Below are 14,594 nucleotides of genomic sequence, written 5' to 3'. Positions count from 1 at the left end.
CCGTCCCGCCTTGACCGCGCCTCGCGGTCTCTCATACGATCAGGGGTCGCCGGGCCCGGCGGGACGGGCCGTCCGATGGATGGAACGCCGAGGGCGAGGAGTTTCGCATGCCGCTGGTCCGGTTCTTACGCAAGGCCCCGCCGTGGGCGACGGTCGCATCGGCCCTGGTCCTGGCCATCGCGGTCGCCTCGCTCGCGCCTCCCGGGTCGGTCCGGGGCGCGCTCCTCCAGGTCCCCGGCCAGCTCGAGCTCGACGAGGTGTCGAACTACTCCCACGTCAAGGTCACGCGCGACGGGTCCACGCGCACGCTCTGGTTCGTCCGCGACAACGGCGAGCACGTCGTCGAGAGCAAGGTCGACGTCGAGCGGCCCGACGACCTGCGGGTCGAATACACCCGCTTCATGTTCCTCAGCTACGTCTTCCGGCCGCAGCCCAAGAAGGTGCTCATCGTGGGTCTCGGCGGCGGGTCGATGGTCCACTTCCTCAAGATCCACGACCCTGCGGTCAAGGTGGACGTCGTCGAGATCGACCCCCTGATCGTCAGCATCGCCGACCGCTACTTCGGCGTGAAGACGGGCGGCAACGTCGACGTCAAGGTGACCGACGGCCTGGCCTACCTCCGCGAGTCCGACGCCAAGTACGACGTCATCTACATGGACGCCTTCCTCCGCCCCTCGGGCGGGACCGACATGACGGGCGTGCCGCTGCACCTGAAGACCCTGACCTTCTACGAGCAGGTCAAGCAGCGGCTCAACCCCGACGGCGTCGTCGTCTTCAACCTCAACCCCCACCTGTCCGTCCAGCAGGACATCCAGACCATCCGCGACGCCTTCCCCCACACCTACGTCTTCCGGCTCCAGGGGTACGACGGCTTCGTGGTGGTCGCCTCCACGGCCAAGGAGGCGATGACCCCCATCGCCATCAGCGCCGAGGCCACCCGGCTGGATAAGCGCTTCGAGGCCCCGTTCTCCTTCCGTACGATGGCAGGCCGCCTCCGACGCCGTTGAGCGGGTTCCTGTCCCGGTTCCCCCCATCGAGGAATCGCCGAGCGCCGGGCCGCGAAGCGGCGTGCGCAGATGCCGACGCACCCATCGATCGGCATCGCGGTCGAGGGTCTTCCGCCCTTGCAGACCGGCTGTTATGCTCCTCAAACAGCAGGAATCGGCCGCGGCCCGCATTCTCGGCGTGCTTCTTGCATATTCCTCGGCCGACTTTCCGTCGGCCGGATCTGGGCCGATCTTGCGGATGGACGGAAAAGAGGAAGCGCTGCGTCGGCGAAGTGGCCGGACTCGCACGGCCGGGTCGCGACGGTTCCCGGGCCGCCGACTCGATGGATCAATTGGGGTATGGCCATCGATGGAAGCCTTCGCGCCGCGGCGTCGACGGATTTTCTTCGCCAGCGTCGAGCGACCTCCCGAGGAGGTTCCGCCGAAGTCCCGCCGCGTCTGGCGGTTCCGACGTTCGAGGTCCGACGCCCCGGAGACCGATGGCCCGCATCGGCCGCCGCCCGAGGGGCTGGGCCCCGGGTCGGGCGAGTCCCCATGGAAGGGCTATGCGGTCGGCGCGTCCCTGGGGGCGGCGGCGATCCTCCTGCGATTGATCTCGAAGCCGCTCCTCGGTGACGACTTCCTCCTCCTGACGGCGTTCCCGGCGCTGGTCGCCGCATCGTGGTGGGGGGGCTTCGGGCCGGCCTTGGTCACACTCGGGGTGACGTTGGCGGCTTTCTCCTGGGTACCGCCCGCTCCCGGCGGGGCCGTGCGCGGCGTGGCTTCCCCGATCCTGGGGTTGGGCCTGTACGCGCTGGCGGGGGGCGGCGTCGCCTACTTCGGAGGACGGATGAGGTCGTCGTTGACGGCCTCGGAATGCGCCCGTCTCGCGGCCCAGGAACGGCACGCGCGGCTCGAGCAGGAGGCCGGCGAGCAGCGCCGGGCCTCTCAGGCGGAAGAGGAGCGGCTGCTGCGCCAGCAGGTGGAGCTGCGCGAGACGGCCGAGGACCAGTCGCGGCGGCTTGAGGAGTTGCTGGTCGAACTCCGCGAGAAGAACGCGTTCCTGATGGCCATCCTCCGCCAGGTCCCCTCGGGTATCGTGGTGGCCGAGGCCGGGACTTCGCGGGTGCTCCTGAGCAACGACGAGGCCGAGCAGATCATCCGCGGCGGCCTGCAGCCCGGGCTGCGGATCGAGCGTCAGGTCGAGTCGGACGAGCTGGTCGGCCTCCGTCCCGACGGCTCGCGATACGAGGTCGAAGAGTGGCCGCTGATGCGGACCCTGGCCCGGGGCGAGACGGTCGTCGACGAGGAGATCGACCTGGTCTTCTGCGACGGCGAGAAGCGGCGGATCTGCGTGAACTCGGGCCCGGCGCTCGACGACCGGGGGCGGATGGTTGCCGCGGTCGCCGCCTTCCACGACGTCACCACCCGGCGGGCGGCCGAGGCCGCCGTGACCGAGAGCGAGCGCTGGTTCCGGCAGCTCGCCGAGGCCATCCCCCAGATCGTTTTCATGACCCGGCTCGACGATTCCATCGTCTACCTCAACCGTCGCTGGTTCGACTACACCGGCGCGACCGAGGCCGATGCCAAGGTCGACGGCGGCCCGATCGGCGTCGTCCACCCCGAAGACGTCGCCGCCATCCTCGCCGAGCGCTCGAAGTCGAAGGAGACCGGCGAGCCGCTGGAGCTGGAATACCGCATCCGCGGGCGAGACGGCTCGTACCGCTGGTTCCTGGGCCGATCGATGTGGCTCCGCGACGCCTCCGGCGGCCTGCTTTATCGGTTCGGCACCGCGACGGACATCGACGACCGCAAGCGTTCCGAGCAGGCGGCGCGGTTCCTGGCCGACGCCGGGGCCAAGCTCGCGGCGGTGGTCGACGCCGAGTCGACGCTCCGCGAGATCGCCCGCCTGGCCGTTCCCTACTTCGCCGACTGGAGCGCCGTCGACGTGCTGGAGGAGGGCGGCGAGCTGCGCCGGGTCGCCGTGGCGTACGGCGAGGGCGAGCCTATCGACGTGATGGACACCATCTCGCACCGCTATCGCCTTCGCGCCGACATGCCGCACGGGCTGTTCGAGGTCGTCCAGACCCGCCGGCCGGCCCTGATCGCCGAGGTCACCGAGGACAACCTTCGATCCGGCGCCCGCAACGAAGAACACCTGGAGGCGCTCCGATCTTTCGGCCCCCGGTCGTATCTGTGCGTCCCCATGGTGGGCCGCGAGGGGGTCCTGGGGGCGCTCTCGTTCGCGACGACGCATTCGGGCCGCCACTTCGACGACGCCGACCTGCAACTGGCCCTGGAACTCGCCGGCCGCGCGGCGATCGCCGTGGAAAACGGCCGGCTTTACGACCGGCTCCGCGAGGCCGACCGCCGCAAGGACGACTTCCTGGCGACCCTGGCCCACGAGCTGCGCAACCCGATGGCCCCGATCCGCAACTCGGTGCAGATCCTCCAGATGAAGGGCGGGGGCGACGCCGACGCGGAGTGGGCCCGCGACGTCATCGATCGCCAGGTCGGCCACCTGTCGAGGCTGGTGGACGACCTGCTCGACGTCTCGCGGATCACCCGCGAGAAGCTGGATCTCCGCCCGGAGCGGATCCAGGTGGCCGCCGCCGTCGCCGCGGCCGTCGAGATCAGCCGCCCCACGATCGACGGCAAGGGACAGGTGCTGCACGTCGACCTCCCCGCCGACCCCGTCGCGCTCGACGCCGACCCGACCCGGCTCGCCCAGGTCCTGGCCAACCTGCTCGACAACGCCTCCAAGTTCTCCCCTCGGGAGACGAGGATCGACCTCGGCGTCGCCCGTCGCGGTCGCGAGGTCGAGATCCGGGTGAAGGATCACGGGATCGGGATCCGCCCCGAGCAGATCCCCCACGTCTTCGAGATGTTCGCCCAGTTCGCCCCGATCCTCGAACGGCCTCAGGGGGGCCTGGGGATCGGGCTGGCGCTGGTCAAGGGGGTCGTCGAGCTGCACAAGGGGACGGTCGAGGCTTGCAGCGAAGGCCCGGGCCTGGGAAGCGAGTTCGTCGTGCGGCTCCCCCTCTCCGACGGCGGATCCTCGCCGACGCGCGAGGAGTCGGCCCCGACCCGCGAAGCCGCCCCCTCGCAGGCCCGCGTCCTGGTCGTCGACGACAGCGAGGACATCGCCGAATCGCTGGGCCGGCTGCTGACTCTCCAGGGCTGTGAGGTGCACTTGGCGCACGACGGCGAGCAGGCCTTCGTCCTGGCGTGCCGACTCCGCCCCGACTTCGCCGTCCTCGACATCGGCCTGCCCGGCATGAACGGCTACGAACTGGCCCGCGCCATCCGCGGCGAGCCCTGGGGTCGCGACGTGGTCTTGATCGCCGTCACCGGCTGGGGCCGGTTGAACGACCGCGCCCGTTCCGGAGAGGCCGGGTTCGACCATCACCTCGTCAAGCCGGTCGAGCCCGACGCGCTCGTCCAGATCATCGCCGACCCGTCCGCCGGCTCGTCCTGAAGACGAAGCGCAGCCTCGGGCCGGGTCGCATCACTCCCCCCGCCGCCCCCGGAGGGATTCGCGCTCGCGACGGGTCGCCTCCAGGTCGAACCGCATCGCCGCCAGGTCGAGGCGGTAGCGTTCCAGGGCGTCCCGCGCGATCGTCAGCACGCGCGAACGGAACATCGCCTGCTCCAGGACGTCGTCCATGAGCGGCTCCAGCTCGGCCCTCGCCTCGGAGGGGAGGGCCCGTATCCTCTCGCGAAGGGCGGTCAGCTCCGCCGGAACGCCCGCGTCCGCCCGTCCTGTCATCGTCGCATTCATGGCTGCCGCTCCCAGATGGTGTCGCTCGAAATCTAACACGCGGATCTGGGCAAAGACGGCGGGTCGCGACGGATTTCCGACCTTGGGAAAGATTGCCGGCCGCAGAACCGGCGAGGTCCGCGGGATCCGTCCCTTCGGGCGTCGCGGTCTATGGCCTGGGCCTCGCGACGACCTTCCGGAAGGCGTCGAGGAAGGCCGTCCCACCCGACTTGGTCGGCGTCAGGTAGCCGCCCTCGCCGTTCTCGTTCCAGGCGTAGACGAGCAGGAGCCGCTCGGGGAGGGTGCGGTCGGGATGGCGGTCGAGCCAGCGGATTCCGCGGTCGACGGCGTCGGCCACGGCGGCCGGCGTGCGGTCAACGTAGTAGAGCGACGGCGGCTTGGCGTCGCCGGGCTTCTCCCAGGGCCGCATGTCCCAACCCGCGGTGACGACCGGGACGTAGGGCCGGGGACTCTTGCGGGCGAAGCCGTCCCAGACGCCCTCGCTCCCCTCGGTCAGCTCGGCGAAGGGCCGCTCCAGCTCGGGCCCCTTGCGGCCCGCGCCGGGGTAGTTGTAGCCGGTGAAGAGGTCGAAGCCGCAGGCCGCCAACTTCTCCAGGTCGTCCCAGCCGTACTCCGGCCCCGGGGTGGCGCAGCCGGCGATCTTCACGCCCGACAGGCCGGCGGCCCGGGCCCGCGCGCGAAGCTTCTCGAAGGCTGAGGCCACGGCCTCGGGGGAGCCGAACTCCTGGATCAGCTCGCGCGGGGAGAAGAAGATCAGGAGCGGCTCGCCGCCGAGCTTGAGGTGGCCAGGCTTCTGGAACTCGCCGACCCAGACGGCCGAGACCTCGTCCCACGCCTTGGGGCCGATCCGGTAGCCGCCGTGATTCGCGACCAGCAGGCAGAATTCCAGCCGCTCGCGGTTCTTCGCCTGGTGGTAGAAGTCGAGCGCCTGGTTCATGGGGCAGGCCTTGTCGGGCCCCTCCGGCCAGTACCAGCAGAAGCTGAAGAAGGCGACGCCGGCGTCGGCCGCGTAGCCGATCTGCTCCTCCATGACCGCGACGGAGTCGTCGCGCCAGCCCCAGATCGGCTCGCGGTCGGCGAACTCGGTCGTCAGCCGCTCGGTGATGTGGAACGTCTTCCCGGTCCAGCCGTCGAAGTAGTAGGCGCCCACCTTCGCCCGCGCCTCCGCCGGCGGCGCGGCCGACGCCTGCCACGACGCCTGGGCCAGCAGCGCGATGAACATGAGCTTCGCGAGCGATCGCATGGGCGAGCCTCCTCGGATTTCGCGAACGGCCCCGACCTCGACGTCGGCCGGCCCCCGAACGCCTTCCGGGATAACGCGCCCCGCGACCGCGGACAAGCCTCCGGCGCCGGCCCGGCTCGCCGCCCCCAAAGTCCGACCGAATCGGATCGCATCCCCCGGACCGCGGCCGCATCCCCTATAATGCAGCGGTCGAGGGCGGACCCCCTCGGCCGAGGAGTCGCGCGTCTGCGTCGTCGAGGCCCTTCCCGATCATGACTTCGGCCCATCGCTACACGTCGGTCCGCAGCGGCGGCCGGGCCCTGGCCAGGCTGGCCCCGGTGGTGCAGCTCGGGGTGGCGTCGCTGGGGGCGGCCTACTTCCTGACCCAGGCGCAGGCGCTGCTCTCGGACGCACAGTTCACCTGGGCGGAGCGGCGCATCGCGGGCCTGATCGCGCTGACGACCGTGGTCGGCTTCGGGCTGGCGGGGTGGGTGCTGGGGACGGCCCTGCGAGTCGTCGCCGGCCTGCTGGACGTGCTCGCGGACCAGGCCGAAGCCTCCTGGCGGACGGTCGACCTGATGGAGATGCACGTCATCCCCGCCCTCGGCCGGGTCGTCGCCCGGTTCGACGCCGAGGCGGGGCGGGAGGGGCCGACCGCGCCGCCTGCGGCGACGGAGCCGCGACGGCTCAAGACCGGCCGGGCGGACGAACTTATGAAGGAATGGGCCGCGGCGAAGGCGGACGAGGACGTCGACCGCGCGCTCGACCTCCGCGACGAGCTGACGCAGCACCTCCGCGGCGAGGCCCTGCAATCGCTCGACCGCGAACTGGCGAGCTGGATCAAGGGGCTCGTCGAGGCCCGATTGCGGGCCAGGGACGTCGACTGGGAGGTGGCCCGCTGGGTCGCCCGCGCGATCGACAGCCTGGGCGACGAGCCCGAGGCCGCCGCCCTCCGCACGGCCCTCCCCGCGATCCGCCGCCGCGCGGGGCTTTGCCGCGTCTGCGGGCGGGCCGTCGCCGGCGGTCGCGACGTCTGCGGCCGTTGCGAGCCCGAGGCCGAACAGGATGCCGGGACCCCACGACGAACCCCCTCCGGGGAGAAGGACCGCCGATGAGCGTCCGCGTCCGCTGCACCCAGTGCCAGACCGCCTTCCTCGTCCCCGACGACCACGACGGCGACGTCGTCGCCTGCCCCAAGTGCGGCGCGCGGCGCAAGCCCCCCGCCGCGAAGGTCGAGGCCCCGACCCTGCCGACCGCGAGGCGCGTCGAGCCCGCGGCCGACGAGGCGACCTCGGTCTACCGGCCGTCCGCCGAGGCGAAGGAGCGGAAGTCGTCGCGCCGGAAGCTCGTCGCGATCGGCCTGATGCTGGTCCTGCTCGCGGGCGTCGCGGCGTTTTTGGTCCTCTGGCCGAGGTTCCGGAAGCGGCCGGTCGACCCGGTCGAGCGGGTGGCGGGGGCCTACCTCCAGGCGTTGGTGGACCACGACGCCGAGGCCGAGAAGAAGCTGTCGGTCGTGGAGGATCCGCCCGGCATCCGCAGCTACTTCGAGCCGGCCCGCGACAAGGCCCGCAACAGCTCCCTGAAGGGCTCCTTCGCGCCCATCGCGGCCTTGCACAAGCGGATCGAGGGCGAGTTCGCGTACGACCCGGCGATCGGCCGGTTCACGCCCCGCAACCCGCTGGGGCCGGCGGCCGAGACCCTCGACGCGCTCCACGCGGCCAAGGCGGACGCCGAGAAGTCCGGCCTCTACGACAAGATGGCCAGCGGCGACCCCGACGACGTCTTCGACGCCGCCGAGGGCCTGGGCCAGGTCTTCCAGAAGCTCTCCGAGGGCGTGCTCGCGCCCAAGAAGATCCTGCCGACCTACAAGATGCTCGTCGACGACGCCAAGCCCCCGCTCCCCGCCGAGCCCCGCACGCTGGCCCTGGCCGTCGGCGAGAATCCCAAGACCTGGGACGCGCTCCTGAAGCGGCCGTTCTTCTCCCTGAAGGCCGACGGCCCGTTCGTCTACGATCGCGCCGAGGTCGACGCCAAGGTCGTCGACGCCCTGGGCTCGCCGGGCGACCCCCCGACCCCCCTGCGACTCTCCCTGGTCCGCTTCCGCCTCGAAGGGATCGACACCTCCTGGCGCGTGGTCGAGGCCCGCCGCATCCTCCCCGGCCTCCCCGAGCCGGCCCCCATCCCCGCCGACTCCTCCCCGAAGCCCGAATCCGAGCCGGCGCCCGCCATGCCGCCCCGATCCCTCGGCGACGCCCCCGCGCCCTGAGCCCGGCGGATTTCCCGACCCGCGCTCGCGCCGGCCGATCCATCGGCTAGAATGGCCGCCGAAGGGCGATTAACTCAGCGGTTAGAGTGCCTGCCTTACACGTAGGAGGTCGGGGGTTCGAATCCCTCATCGCCCATTCGATACCCGGCCGGGGCTCCGTAGGAGGGTCCCGCCGCTCAGCCCAGCAGGGCGAAGGACCGCTTCATGGCCCGGGCCGCCGCGGCGACGGCCTCGTCGGCGGGCAGGGTGCGGAGGGTGGCGTTGAACGGCTCGGCGCGGACCGGGCCGTCGTAGCCGATGGCGGCGAGCGTCGACAGGAAGGCCTTCAGGTCGATCACGCCGGTGGCCGAGGGAAGCTCGCGCACGCCGTCGCGCTGCTGGTCGACGGGGACGGACGCCGGGGCGTCGTTCAGGTCGCAGGCGACGACGTCGCGGTTGGTAAGCCCGCGCAGGTCGTCGGCCGTCTCGCCGGCCGTGTACCAGTGCCAGGCGTCGAGGACCACCCCCACGTCGTCGCGGCCGATCTCGGCGATCAGGTCGCGGACCTCGGCCAGCGTGTGGATGAACGGGTGTCGCGACGACGACCAGGCGGACTTCGGCCCCACGTATTCCAGCCCCAACCGGACGCCGTGGTCGCCCAGGACCTTGGCGACCTCCCTCAGCCGCGCGGCGTGGCGGCGGAAGTTGGCGACGTAGGTCATCCGGTCGTCGCCGGGCCGGATCCAGGTGCCGACCCGCGTCGCGCCGGCCCGCTGAAGCGCGGCGGCGAAGGCGGGCAGCTCCGCCATCCCGGCGCGGAAGGCTCCGTCGTCGCCCCGGAAGTCGACGGCCAGCGCGGCGGCGCCCCAGGCGAGCTTCTTGGCCTTCAGGTCCTCGAGCAGCTCGGCGAGTTGGCCGTCGGCGAGCTTCGCGAAATGGCCCGCGTCGGGCGCGACCGACTCGAACCCGTGCTTGTGGGCCAGGGCCATGGCGGTCGGCAGGTCGGCCCGCACGCCGAGGTTCCCGCAGACGAGGTCCATCGTCATCTTCCGGGCGGCGACGCCCTGGCCGCGCGCGACGCCCGCCGCGCCGACCGCGGCGACGGCTTCAAAGAAGCCACGTCGCGAGAACCCTCGGGTCATCATGATTCGGATCCCTTTCGGTCGCCCCGATACATCGGGCCTTCGCCGGTCAGCAGCCACGCCGGCTCGACGCCGGTCAGGTCGAGGAAGGCGAGCAGGACTTCCGCGGGGACGGCGACGCCGGTCTCGTAGTTGTACCAGGTCCGGACGGGGAGCCCCAGCCGCCGGGCCGCCTCGGGGCCGCCCGTCGCCCCGAAGCGGTCCTCGCGCACCTCGCGGATCCGAGCGGCCACCTCCGCGCGACGGCCGAGGATGGTCTCGTCGCTCGCGACGGGCTCGGCCGGGGCTTCCTGGAGATGCTGGAAGAAGGCCCCCTGGTTCCAGGCGTCCCAGCCCTCGACCATGACGCCGTCGTGGAAGCGGTGCCAGGTCATCCCCCGAGCCGTGACCGGGCGGTGGCAGGGCGCGATCCCCAGGCCCTCGCCCGTGTGCGTCCCCCGGACGTTCCAGCGGACGACCACGGCGTCGCCGTCCGCGACCATGTCCTCGATCTCGAACCTGAGGTCGGGGAAGGCCGCGATGAACTGGTCGCGGACCTGGCGGAAGGGCTCGACGCCGACGAAGTCGCCGGACTCCATGTGGCCCACGCCCTCGGGGCTCAACAGCTCGTCGATGGCGTCGGCCCGCCGCTCGTTCCAGACCTCCTCGAACCATCGCCGCGACAGTGTGCGGTTCTCGGCGCTCATGCGGGCTTCTCCGTTGATCGAGCCTCGGTTTGGGACGGGGACGAGCCCAGGATAATCGGCCGGTCCGCTCGCTCCTACGAGAAAGCCGCCGACGTCGAGCAGCGTCCTTCGGACTGGCTTCGAATCGGCTCCATTCGCGTCGCGAAGACCAGCATGTTTTGTGGTTAAGTCTCTGATCTATATAGGTTTAACTCTAGTCAAAATTGGCTTCGTTGGCCAAAAAAATTTGTGATTCTCAGGGCCCCTGGGTTTCCACCGTCGCCGCGCCGCGTGATCGTGACGCACGGTCCCCACCGTACTTTACGACACGATGTCCAGTTGGAAATCGATGGGCGGGCGGAGATCCCGACTCCCGGCTTCACTTCGCCTCCAGCCGCGCCCCTTCGGTCGCCAGGTCGATGAGGCGGTCGATCGGCTGGTCGCCGGTCCAGGCGACGGCGCGGAGCAAAATGAGGCGGAAGAGGGGGTCGTCGAACGTCCAGGTGTAGTGGCCGGGGATGGAGACGAAGACTCGGCCCTTGCCCTGGCTGCGGGTCCACATCAGGGGGCGGGGGGCGTCTTCCTCGGGTGCGGCGGCGAGGACTTCGATGCGGCCCGCGTCCCCGCGGAGGTTCCAGTAGCTCTCGTCGACGAGGTGGAGTTTGGCGAACCCCTCGGTGATCGGCGATTTCGCCGGCGCGAAGGTCAGGTCGACGGGCCCGTGGCGGTACTTGGCGCCGTCGGCCCAGGCGAGGCCGAGCAGGTCGGCCAGGGCGTCGGGGGCCTTGCCGCCGTTGACGCCGAAGTGGATCACGACCAGGCCGCCGCCGCGGTCGAGATAGGCGCGGAGCTTCGCGGCCTGGTCGTCGGACCAGGTCCCGTTCGCCGAGTACCAGACGATCACGTCGGACTGGTCGGCGAACTCCAGGCCGGTGCCGTCCTTCACCGCGCGGGCCGATACGTTCGCGGCCGACCCCAGGAGTTCCGACCAGCGGTCGAGCCACAGGGGGTAGTCGTGCTCGTCGATGCCGTGGTCCTTGGGCCCGGCGGCGAGCGTGATCCGCAGGGGCTTCGAGGCGGCGTCGGCGGGTGCCTTACGGCCCTGCGTCGCAGCCTCCCACTCGGCGCGAGTGCGGGGCGGGGGGGCGTCGTCGCGGTGGATCGGCGCGGGGGCGGGCGGGGCCAGCAGCAAGAAGGCCAGCAGGTGCTTCAGGTTCTCGGGACCGATCGCGGCCGGCAGGCCCTCGGGCATCGTCGAGATCCCCGCGGGCTTCATCTCCTCCACGTCGGACCTCGGCACGACGACCTCGTCGCCCGTGGTCAGGCCGATGTGCAGGCGGTCGGCCTCGGTGCGGACCGAGCCGGTCAGCGCGCGGCCGTCGGCGAGGGCGACCTGGTACGCCACGAAGTCGGGGTTGATCGCCGCGTTGGGCTGGGCGACGTCGCGGAAGACGGACCCGAAGTCGCGCTCGACGAGGTTCGACAGGTCGGGCCCGATCTTCCCCCCCTCGCCCCGGATCGTGTGGCACTTCGAGCACTGCGCGGCGGCCCCGAGGAAGACCTCGCGACCCTTGCGGCGGTCGCCGCCGGCGAACTCGGGAGGGAAGGTCGCCTCACGCGAAAGCGCTGGGGCCGTCTCTTCACTCAGGCTGGCCCACGGCAGCAAGATCCGGCTCGGGGACAGCATGCGCGGGCGGGGATCCTCGTTGGTGTGGAAGTCGACCTCGAGTTCCGCGGGCGTCCCCGTCGGGCAGGTCAGCGCGATCGGCGCCGGGGCGTCCGTGGCGGCGTCGTAAGCCAGGGTGATCGCAACGAGGTCGTCGCCGAAATCCTTCCGCTCCACGCTCGCGCCGGGAGCCTCGACGCGCAGGCCGCGGGGGCCTCTGATCGTCAGCAACGCCTTCTCCGGCGACAGGCCGGGATCGACGTTCGAGCCGGGCTGGACGGCCGGACGCAGGAGATCCTTGAGCCGCAACTGGGCGCGGAGGGTCAAGACGCCGGGGGCGATCAGGTCGGCCCAGAAGTGATTGTGTTCGGCGCTCGCGATCGTGAGGCCCCGTGCGGCGGCCAGGTCCAAGTGCGGGAGCCAGACCGCGATCGCCGGACCGCCCGTCGCGGCCTGCCAGCGGGCCTCGACGCCGTTGAGGTTGAAGGCGAGGTCGGTCTCGGCCCGCTGGGGGAGGGGCTTCCCGGCCGCGATGGGCGCGTCGGCGTCCGGGGCCGTCCGCCCCAGGCCCGGGAGCGTGACCGCGTAGGGGACGGCCGCCGACTGGGCGTCGGTGGTCAGGATGAGCGTGCGGCGGTCGGGGGCCAGGCCGACGCTCCGCACGGCCAGCAGGTCGCGCGGCGAGGCGAGCTGCTGCGCGACGACCGCGTAGCCGGGCCTCAGCGTTTCGAACCGGTCGGCCGGGGCCACCGCGCGGCCGTATTCGATCGCCACGCCCCGGGCGAGGTCGTGCAGCGATTCGGGTTCGATCGGGCGGTCGAAGGCGACCCGGACCTCGTGGGGGTCCGCCGACCACGCTAGTGAGGGTTGAGGCAGGTCGGGGCCGGTGTAACGTACCTTGAACAGCTTGCCCCGGCCCTCGGGCCCGCTCCCCCAGTCGGGCGACCCGCTGTGCGCGGCGACGACGAGCGAGCCGTCGGCCCCGACGCAGGCGTCGACCAGCAGCATGCCCGCCGACGCGAAGAGTTCGGACTTCGCGACGTACTCGCCGCGGACCTTGGCCAGATGCGTCCGATAGAGCTTGCCGCGCGAGTAGCCGGCCACGATCGCGTCGCCGGCCCACCACGAGGGGCCGAACCTCGGCTCGCCCTCGACCCCGTTGAACGTCAGGCCGCACGTCGACTGGTGCTGGGGCGTGTAGTCGAACGTCGAGGGCTCGTCGATCACGCCCGGCAGGTGATTGGCGTGCCGGGGCGGAAAGCCATAGTGCCGACCGGCCCGGATGTGCAGCAGCTCATCGAACGGGTTGCCGTTGGGCAGCCACGTCGCCCCCTCCTGGTCGGTCGCGAACAGGTCGCCCTCGTGGTTGAACTCCAGGCCGACCGAGAACCGGACGCCCGTCGCCACGATCACACGACTCTTGAAGTCGGGCGCGATCTTCAAAATGGTGCCGCGCTCGCTGCCGACGTCGTAATGGGCCTTCCCCGAGGCGTCCAGGAGATAGGCGTTCTCGAACTTCTGGCAACCCGTTCCGACGTACAGGGAGCCGTCGGGCCCCAGGGCGACGCCCATCGCGTCGACGCTGTGGACCAGCTCGGGCCAACCCTTCGCGACCACGATCTCGCGGTCGCCGCGGCCGTCGCCGTCCTCGTCGACGACGAGCACGCACTTCCCCTTGCAGGGGATGAACAGCCCCGAGCCTTGCGAATACCCCGGCGGGGTCAGGGCAGCGTCGAGCGGCGAGACGATCGAGCCCCGGCCGTCCCAGAAAAGTTCGGCGCGATTTTCCAGGCCGTCGCCGTCCGTGTCGGACAGGACGTGGATCTGGCCGTCGTAGCCGACCGCGAAGAGCTTGCCGTCGGGCCGACGCTTGAGGTTGTTCACATTCTTCAAATCGATCGGCAGTTCGACGACTTCAAAGCCCGGGACGAGCATCTGGAAGGGGGGCGGATTCTTGACCGTCTCCAGCCGCCGCCGGCCGTCCGCCTCGGGGATCGTGCGGAGGACGTCGGTGAGCCCGCGGTGCTTGGCGTCGAGGTAGGCGCGGACGGCGTCGATCTCGGCATTTTTGAGGGCGCGGTCGTAGAGCAGGACCTCGGCGACGTCGCCGTGGAGGAAGCCCTGGATGTAGGGCGGCCGGGCCTCGTTGCTGTAGAGCCGCGAGCCGAGCGTGAGCCGGTCGAGCCGCATCGGCTCGACCCGTCGCGCGCGGGGACGCTGCGGGCGGTCGTCGATCGTCGTGGCGATCTCCGACCCCGCCGGCCCGTCGCCGATGCGGACCGCGATCGTCACGGCCTCGCGCAGGTCGCGCGGGGAGTCGACGACGTTGAAGAACCCCTGGAAGCCGCGGCCCTCGACGTTGATCGCGTCGAGACGCGTCGATGCGAGGGGGCCGAGGTCGATGGTGAAGCCCGAGGTGTAGTCGTTCCGACCGGTCTCGGCCCCGGCGAGCAGCCCCCGGAACGCGCCCAGGTTCGTGGCTGGCGCGACGACGAGGAAGGCCGTGGCCTCGCGCAGGCCCCCCTCGAACCCCTTCGCTTCGAGGAAGTCGTCGGCCCCGTCGAACCGGACGAACGACCGGCCGTCGACTTCGATGAGCCGCGGGCGGGCCTTCGGCTCGGGCTGGACGAAGTCGCGACGCTCGCCCGAGCCGTCGGCCCAGGTCGCCAGGTCCGCGTTCGACGACGCCTCCGCGCCCGGCGGCCGGCGCGAGGCGTCGAGCCAGACTCGCAGGCCGTTGGCGACGGGGAGCTTCGGATCGGCCCAGGGCTCGACGCCGGCGACCGCCGACGTCGCCCACAGGACGCCCAGGAGGATTGCGAATCGCCGGCCTCGCGTCCGCCTTCTCACCCCCCGCGATGCGAACGAACCGTGCGACATCGGTCGA

At 71.4% G+C, this 14,594-nt stretch carries 9 protein-coding genes and 1 tRNA gene; 5 read left to right on the top strand and 5 right to left on the bottom strand.

The features are described from left to right. Window positions 1-107: 107 nt before the first annotated feature. Both PZE19_RS20475 and PZE19_RS20470 read left to right on the top strand, forming a co-directional pair. A complete protein-coding gene (locus PZE19_RS20475; protein ID WP_277862456.1) occupies window positions 108-1,007 on the top strand; it encodes a spermidine synthase in 900 nt (299 codons plus the stop codon). 349 nt (window positions 1,008-1,356) lie between these two features. Then, window positions 1,357-4,464, top strand: a complete 3,108-nt coding sequence (locus tag PZE19_RS20470; RefSeq protein ID WP_277862455.1) for an ATP-binding protein — start codon at window positions 1,357-1,359, stop codon at window positions 4,462-4,464. Window positions 4,465-4,494: 30 nt separating this feature from the next. On the opposite strand, the gene PZE19_RS20465 is transcribed toward PZE19_RS20470, so the two are convergent. Together PZE19_RS20465 and PZE19_RS20460 are read right to left on the bottom strand one after the other, a co-directional pair. After that, window positions 4,495-4,767: a hypothetical protein gene (locus PZE19_RS20465; protein WP_277862454.1), complete on the bottom strand. Its 273-nt coding sequence runs from the start codon at window positions 4,765-4,767 to the stop codon at window positions 4,495-4,497. A gap of 148 nt (window positions 4,768-4,915) precedes the next feature. Further along, window positions 4,916-6,010 (bottom strand): glycoside hydrolase family 99-like domain-containing protein, encoded by a 1,095-nt coding sequence (locus PZE19_RS20460; RefSeq protein ID WP_277862453.1) that lies wholly within the window; start codon window positions 6,008-6,010, stop codon window positions 4,916-4,918. Between the two features lie 251 nt (window positions 6,011-6,261). On the opposite strand from PZE19_RS20460, the gene PZE19_RS20455 reads away from it, so the two are divergent. The 3 genes from PZE19_RS20455 to PZE19_RS20445 all read left to right on the top strand — a co-directional run bounded on the left by PZE19_RS20455 (window position 6,262) and on the right by PZE19_RS20445 (window position 8,391). Further along, a complete protein-coding gene (locus PZE19_RS20455; RefSeq protein ID WP_277862452.1) occupies window positions 6,262-7,104 on the top strand; it encodes a hypothetical protein in 843 nt (280 codons plus the stop codon). After that, window positions 7,101-8,255 carry an SIR2 family protein gene (locus PZE19_RS20450; protein ID WP_277862451.1) on the top strand — a complete coding sequence of 385 codons (1,155 nt, stop codon included), beginning with the start codon at window positions 7,101-7,103 and terminating at the stop codon, window positions 8,253-8,255. Before PZE19_RS20455 ends, PZE19_RS20450 begins: the two co-directional genes overlap by 4 nt. 63 nt (window positions 8,256-8,318) lie before the next feature. After that, window positions 8,319-8,391 (top strand) — tRNA-Val (locus tag PZE19_RS20445). A gap of 40 nt (window positions 8,392-8,431) precedes the next feature. On the opposite strand, the gene PZE19_RS20440 is transcribed toward PZE19_RS20445, so the two are convergent. The 3 genes from PZE19_RS20440 to PZE19_RS20430 all read right to left on the bottom strand — a co-directional run bounded on the left by PZE19_RS20440 (window position 8,432) and on the right by PZE19_RS20430 (window position 14,587). Beyond that, complete coding sequence (locus PZE19_RS20440; protein ID WP_277862450.1) at window positions 8,432-9,379, bottom strand: sugar phosphate isomerase/epimerase family protein; 948 nt, start codon at window positions 9,377-9,379, stop codon at window positions 8,432-8,434. Then, window positions 9,376-10,062, bottom strand: coding sequence for an ester cyclase (locus tag PZE19_RS20435; RefSeq protein ID WP_277862449.1), 687 nt, complete (start codon window positions 10,060-10,062; stop codon window positions 9,376-9,378). The genes PZE19_RS20440 and PZE19_RS20435 overlap by 4 nt, the downstream gene beginning before the upstream one ends. A 358-nt stretch (window positions 10,063-10,420) precedes the next feature. Next, a complete protein-coding gene (locus PZE19_RS20430; protein ID WP_277862448.1) occupies window positions 10,421-14,587 on the bottom strand; it encodes a ThuA domain-containing protein in 4,167 nt (1,388 codons plus the stop codon). Window positions 14,588-14,594: the final 7 nt, after the last annotated feature.

It is taken from the genome of Paludisphaera mucosa (assembly GCF_029589435.1).
In the GTDB taxonomy this organism is placed as follows: Bacteria; Planctomycetota; Planctomycetia; order Isosphaerales; family Isosphaeraceae; genus Paludisphaera; species Paludisphaera mucosa.
This window is presented reverse-complemented; position numbering and strand designations above follow the sequence as displayed.

Coding starts and splice junctions, on each gene's coding strand:
- PZE19_RS20475 (WP_277862456.1), top strand. CDS start 108: ATGCCGCTGGTCCGGTTCTTACGCAAGGCCCCGCCGTGGGCGACGGTC.
- PZE19_RS20470 (WP_277862455.1), top strand. CDS start 1,357: ATGGAAGCCTTCGCGCCGCGGCGTCGACGGATTTTCTTCGCCAGCGTC.
- PZE19_RS20465 (WP_277862454.1), bottom strand. CDS start 4,767: ATGAATGCGACGATGACAGGACGGGCGGACGCGGGCGTTCCGGCGGAG.
- PZE19_RS20460 (WP_277862453.1), bottom strand. CDS start 6,010: ATGCGATCGCTCGCGAAGCTCATGTTCATCGCGCTGCTGGCCCAGGCG.
- PZE19_RS20455 (WP_277862452.1), top strand. CDS start 6,262: ATGACTTCGGCCCATCGCTACACGTCGGTCCGCAGCGGCGGCCGGGCC.
- PZE19_RS20450 (WP_277862451.1), top strand. CDS start 7,101: ATGAGCGTCCGCGTCCGCTGCACCCAGTGCCAGACCGCCTTCCTCGTC.
- PZE19_RS20440 (WP_277862450.1), bottom strand. CDS start 9,379: ATGATGACCCGAGGGTTCTCGCGACGTGGCTTCTTTGAAGCCGTCGCC.
- PZE19_RS20435 (WP_277862449.1), bottom strand. CDS start 10,062: ATGAGCGCCGAGAACCGCACACTGTCGCGGCGATGGTTCGAGGAGGTC.
- PZE19_RS20430 (WP_277862448.1), bottom strand. CDS start 14,587: ATGTCGCACGGTTCGTTCGCATCGCGGGGGGTGAGAAGGCGGACGCGA.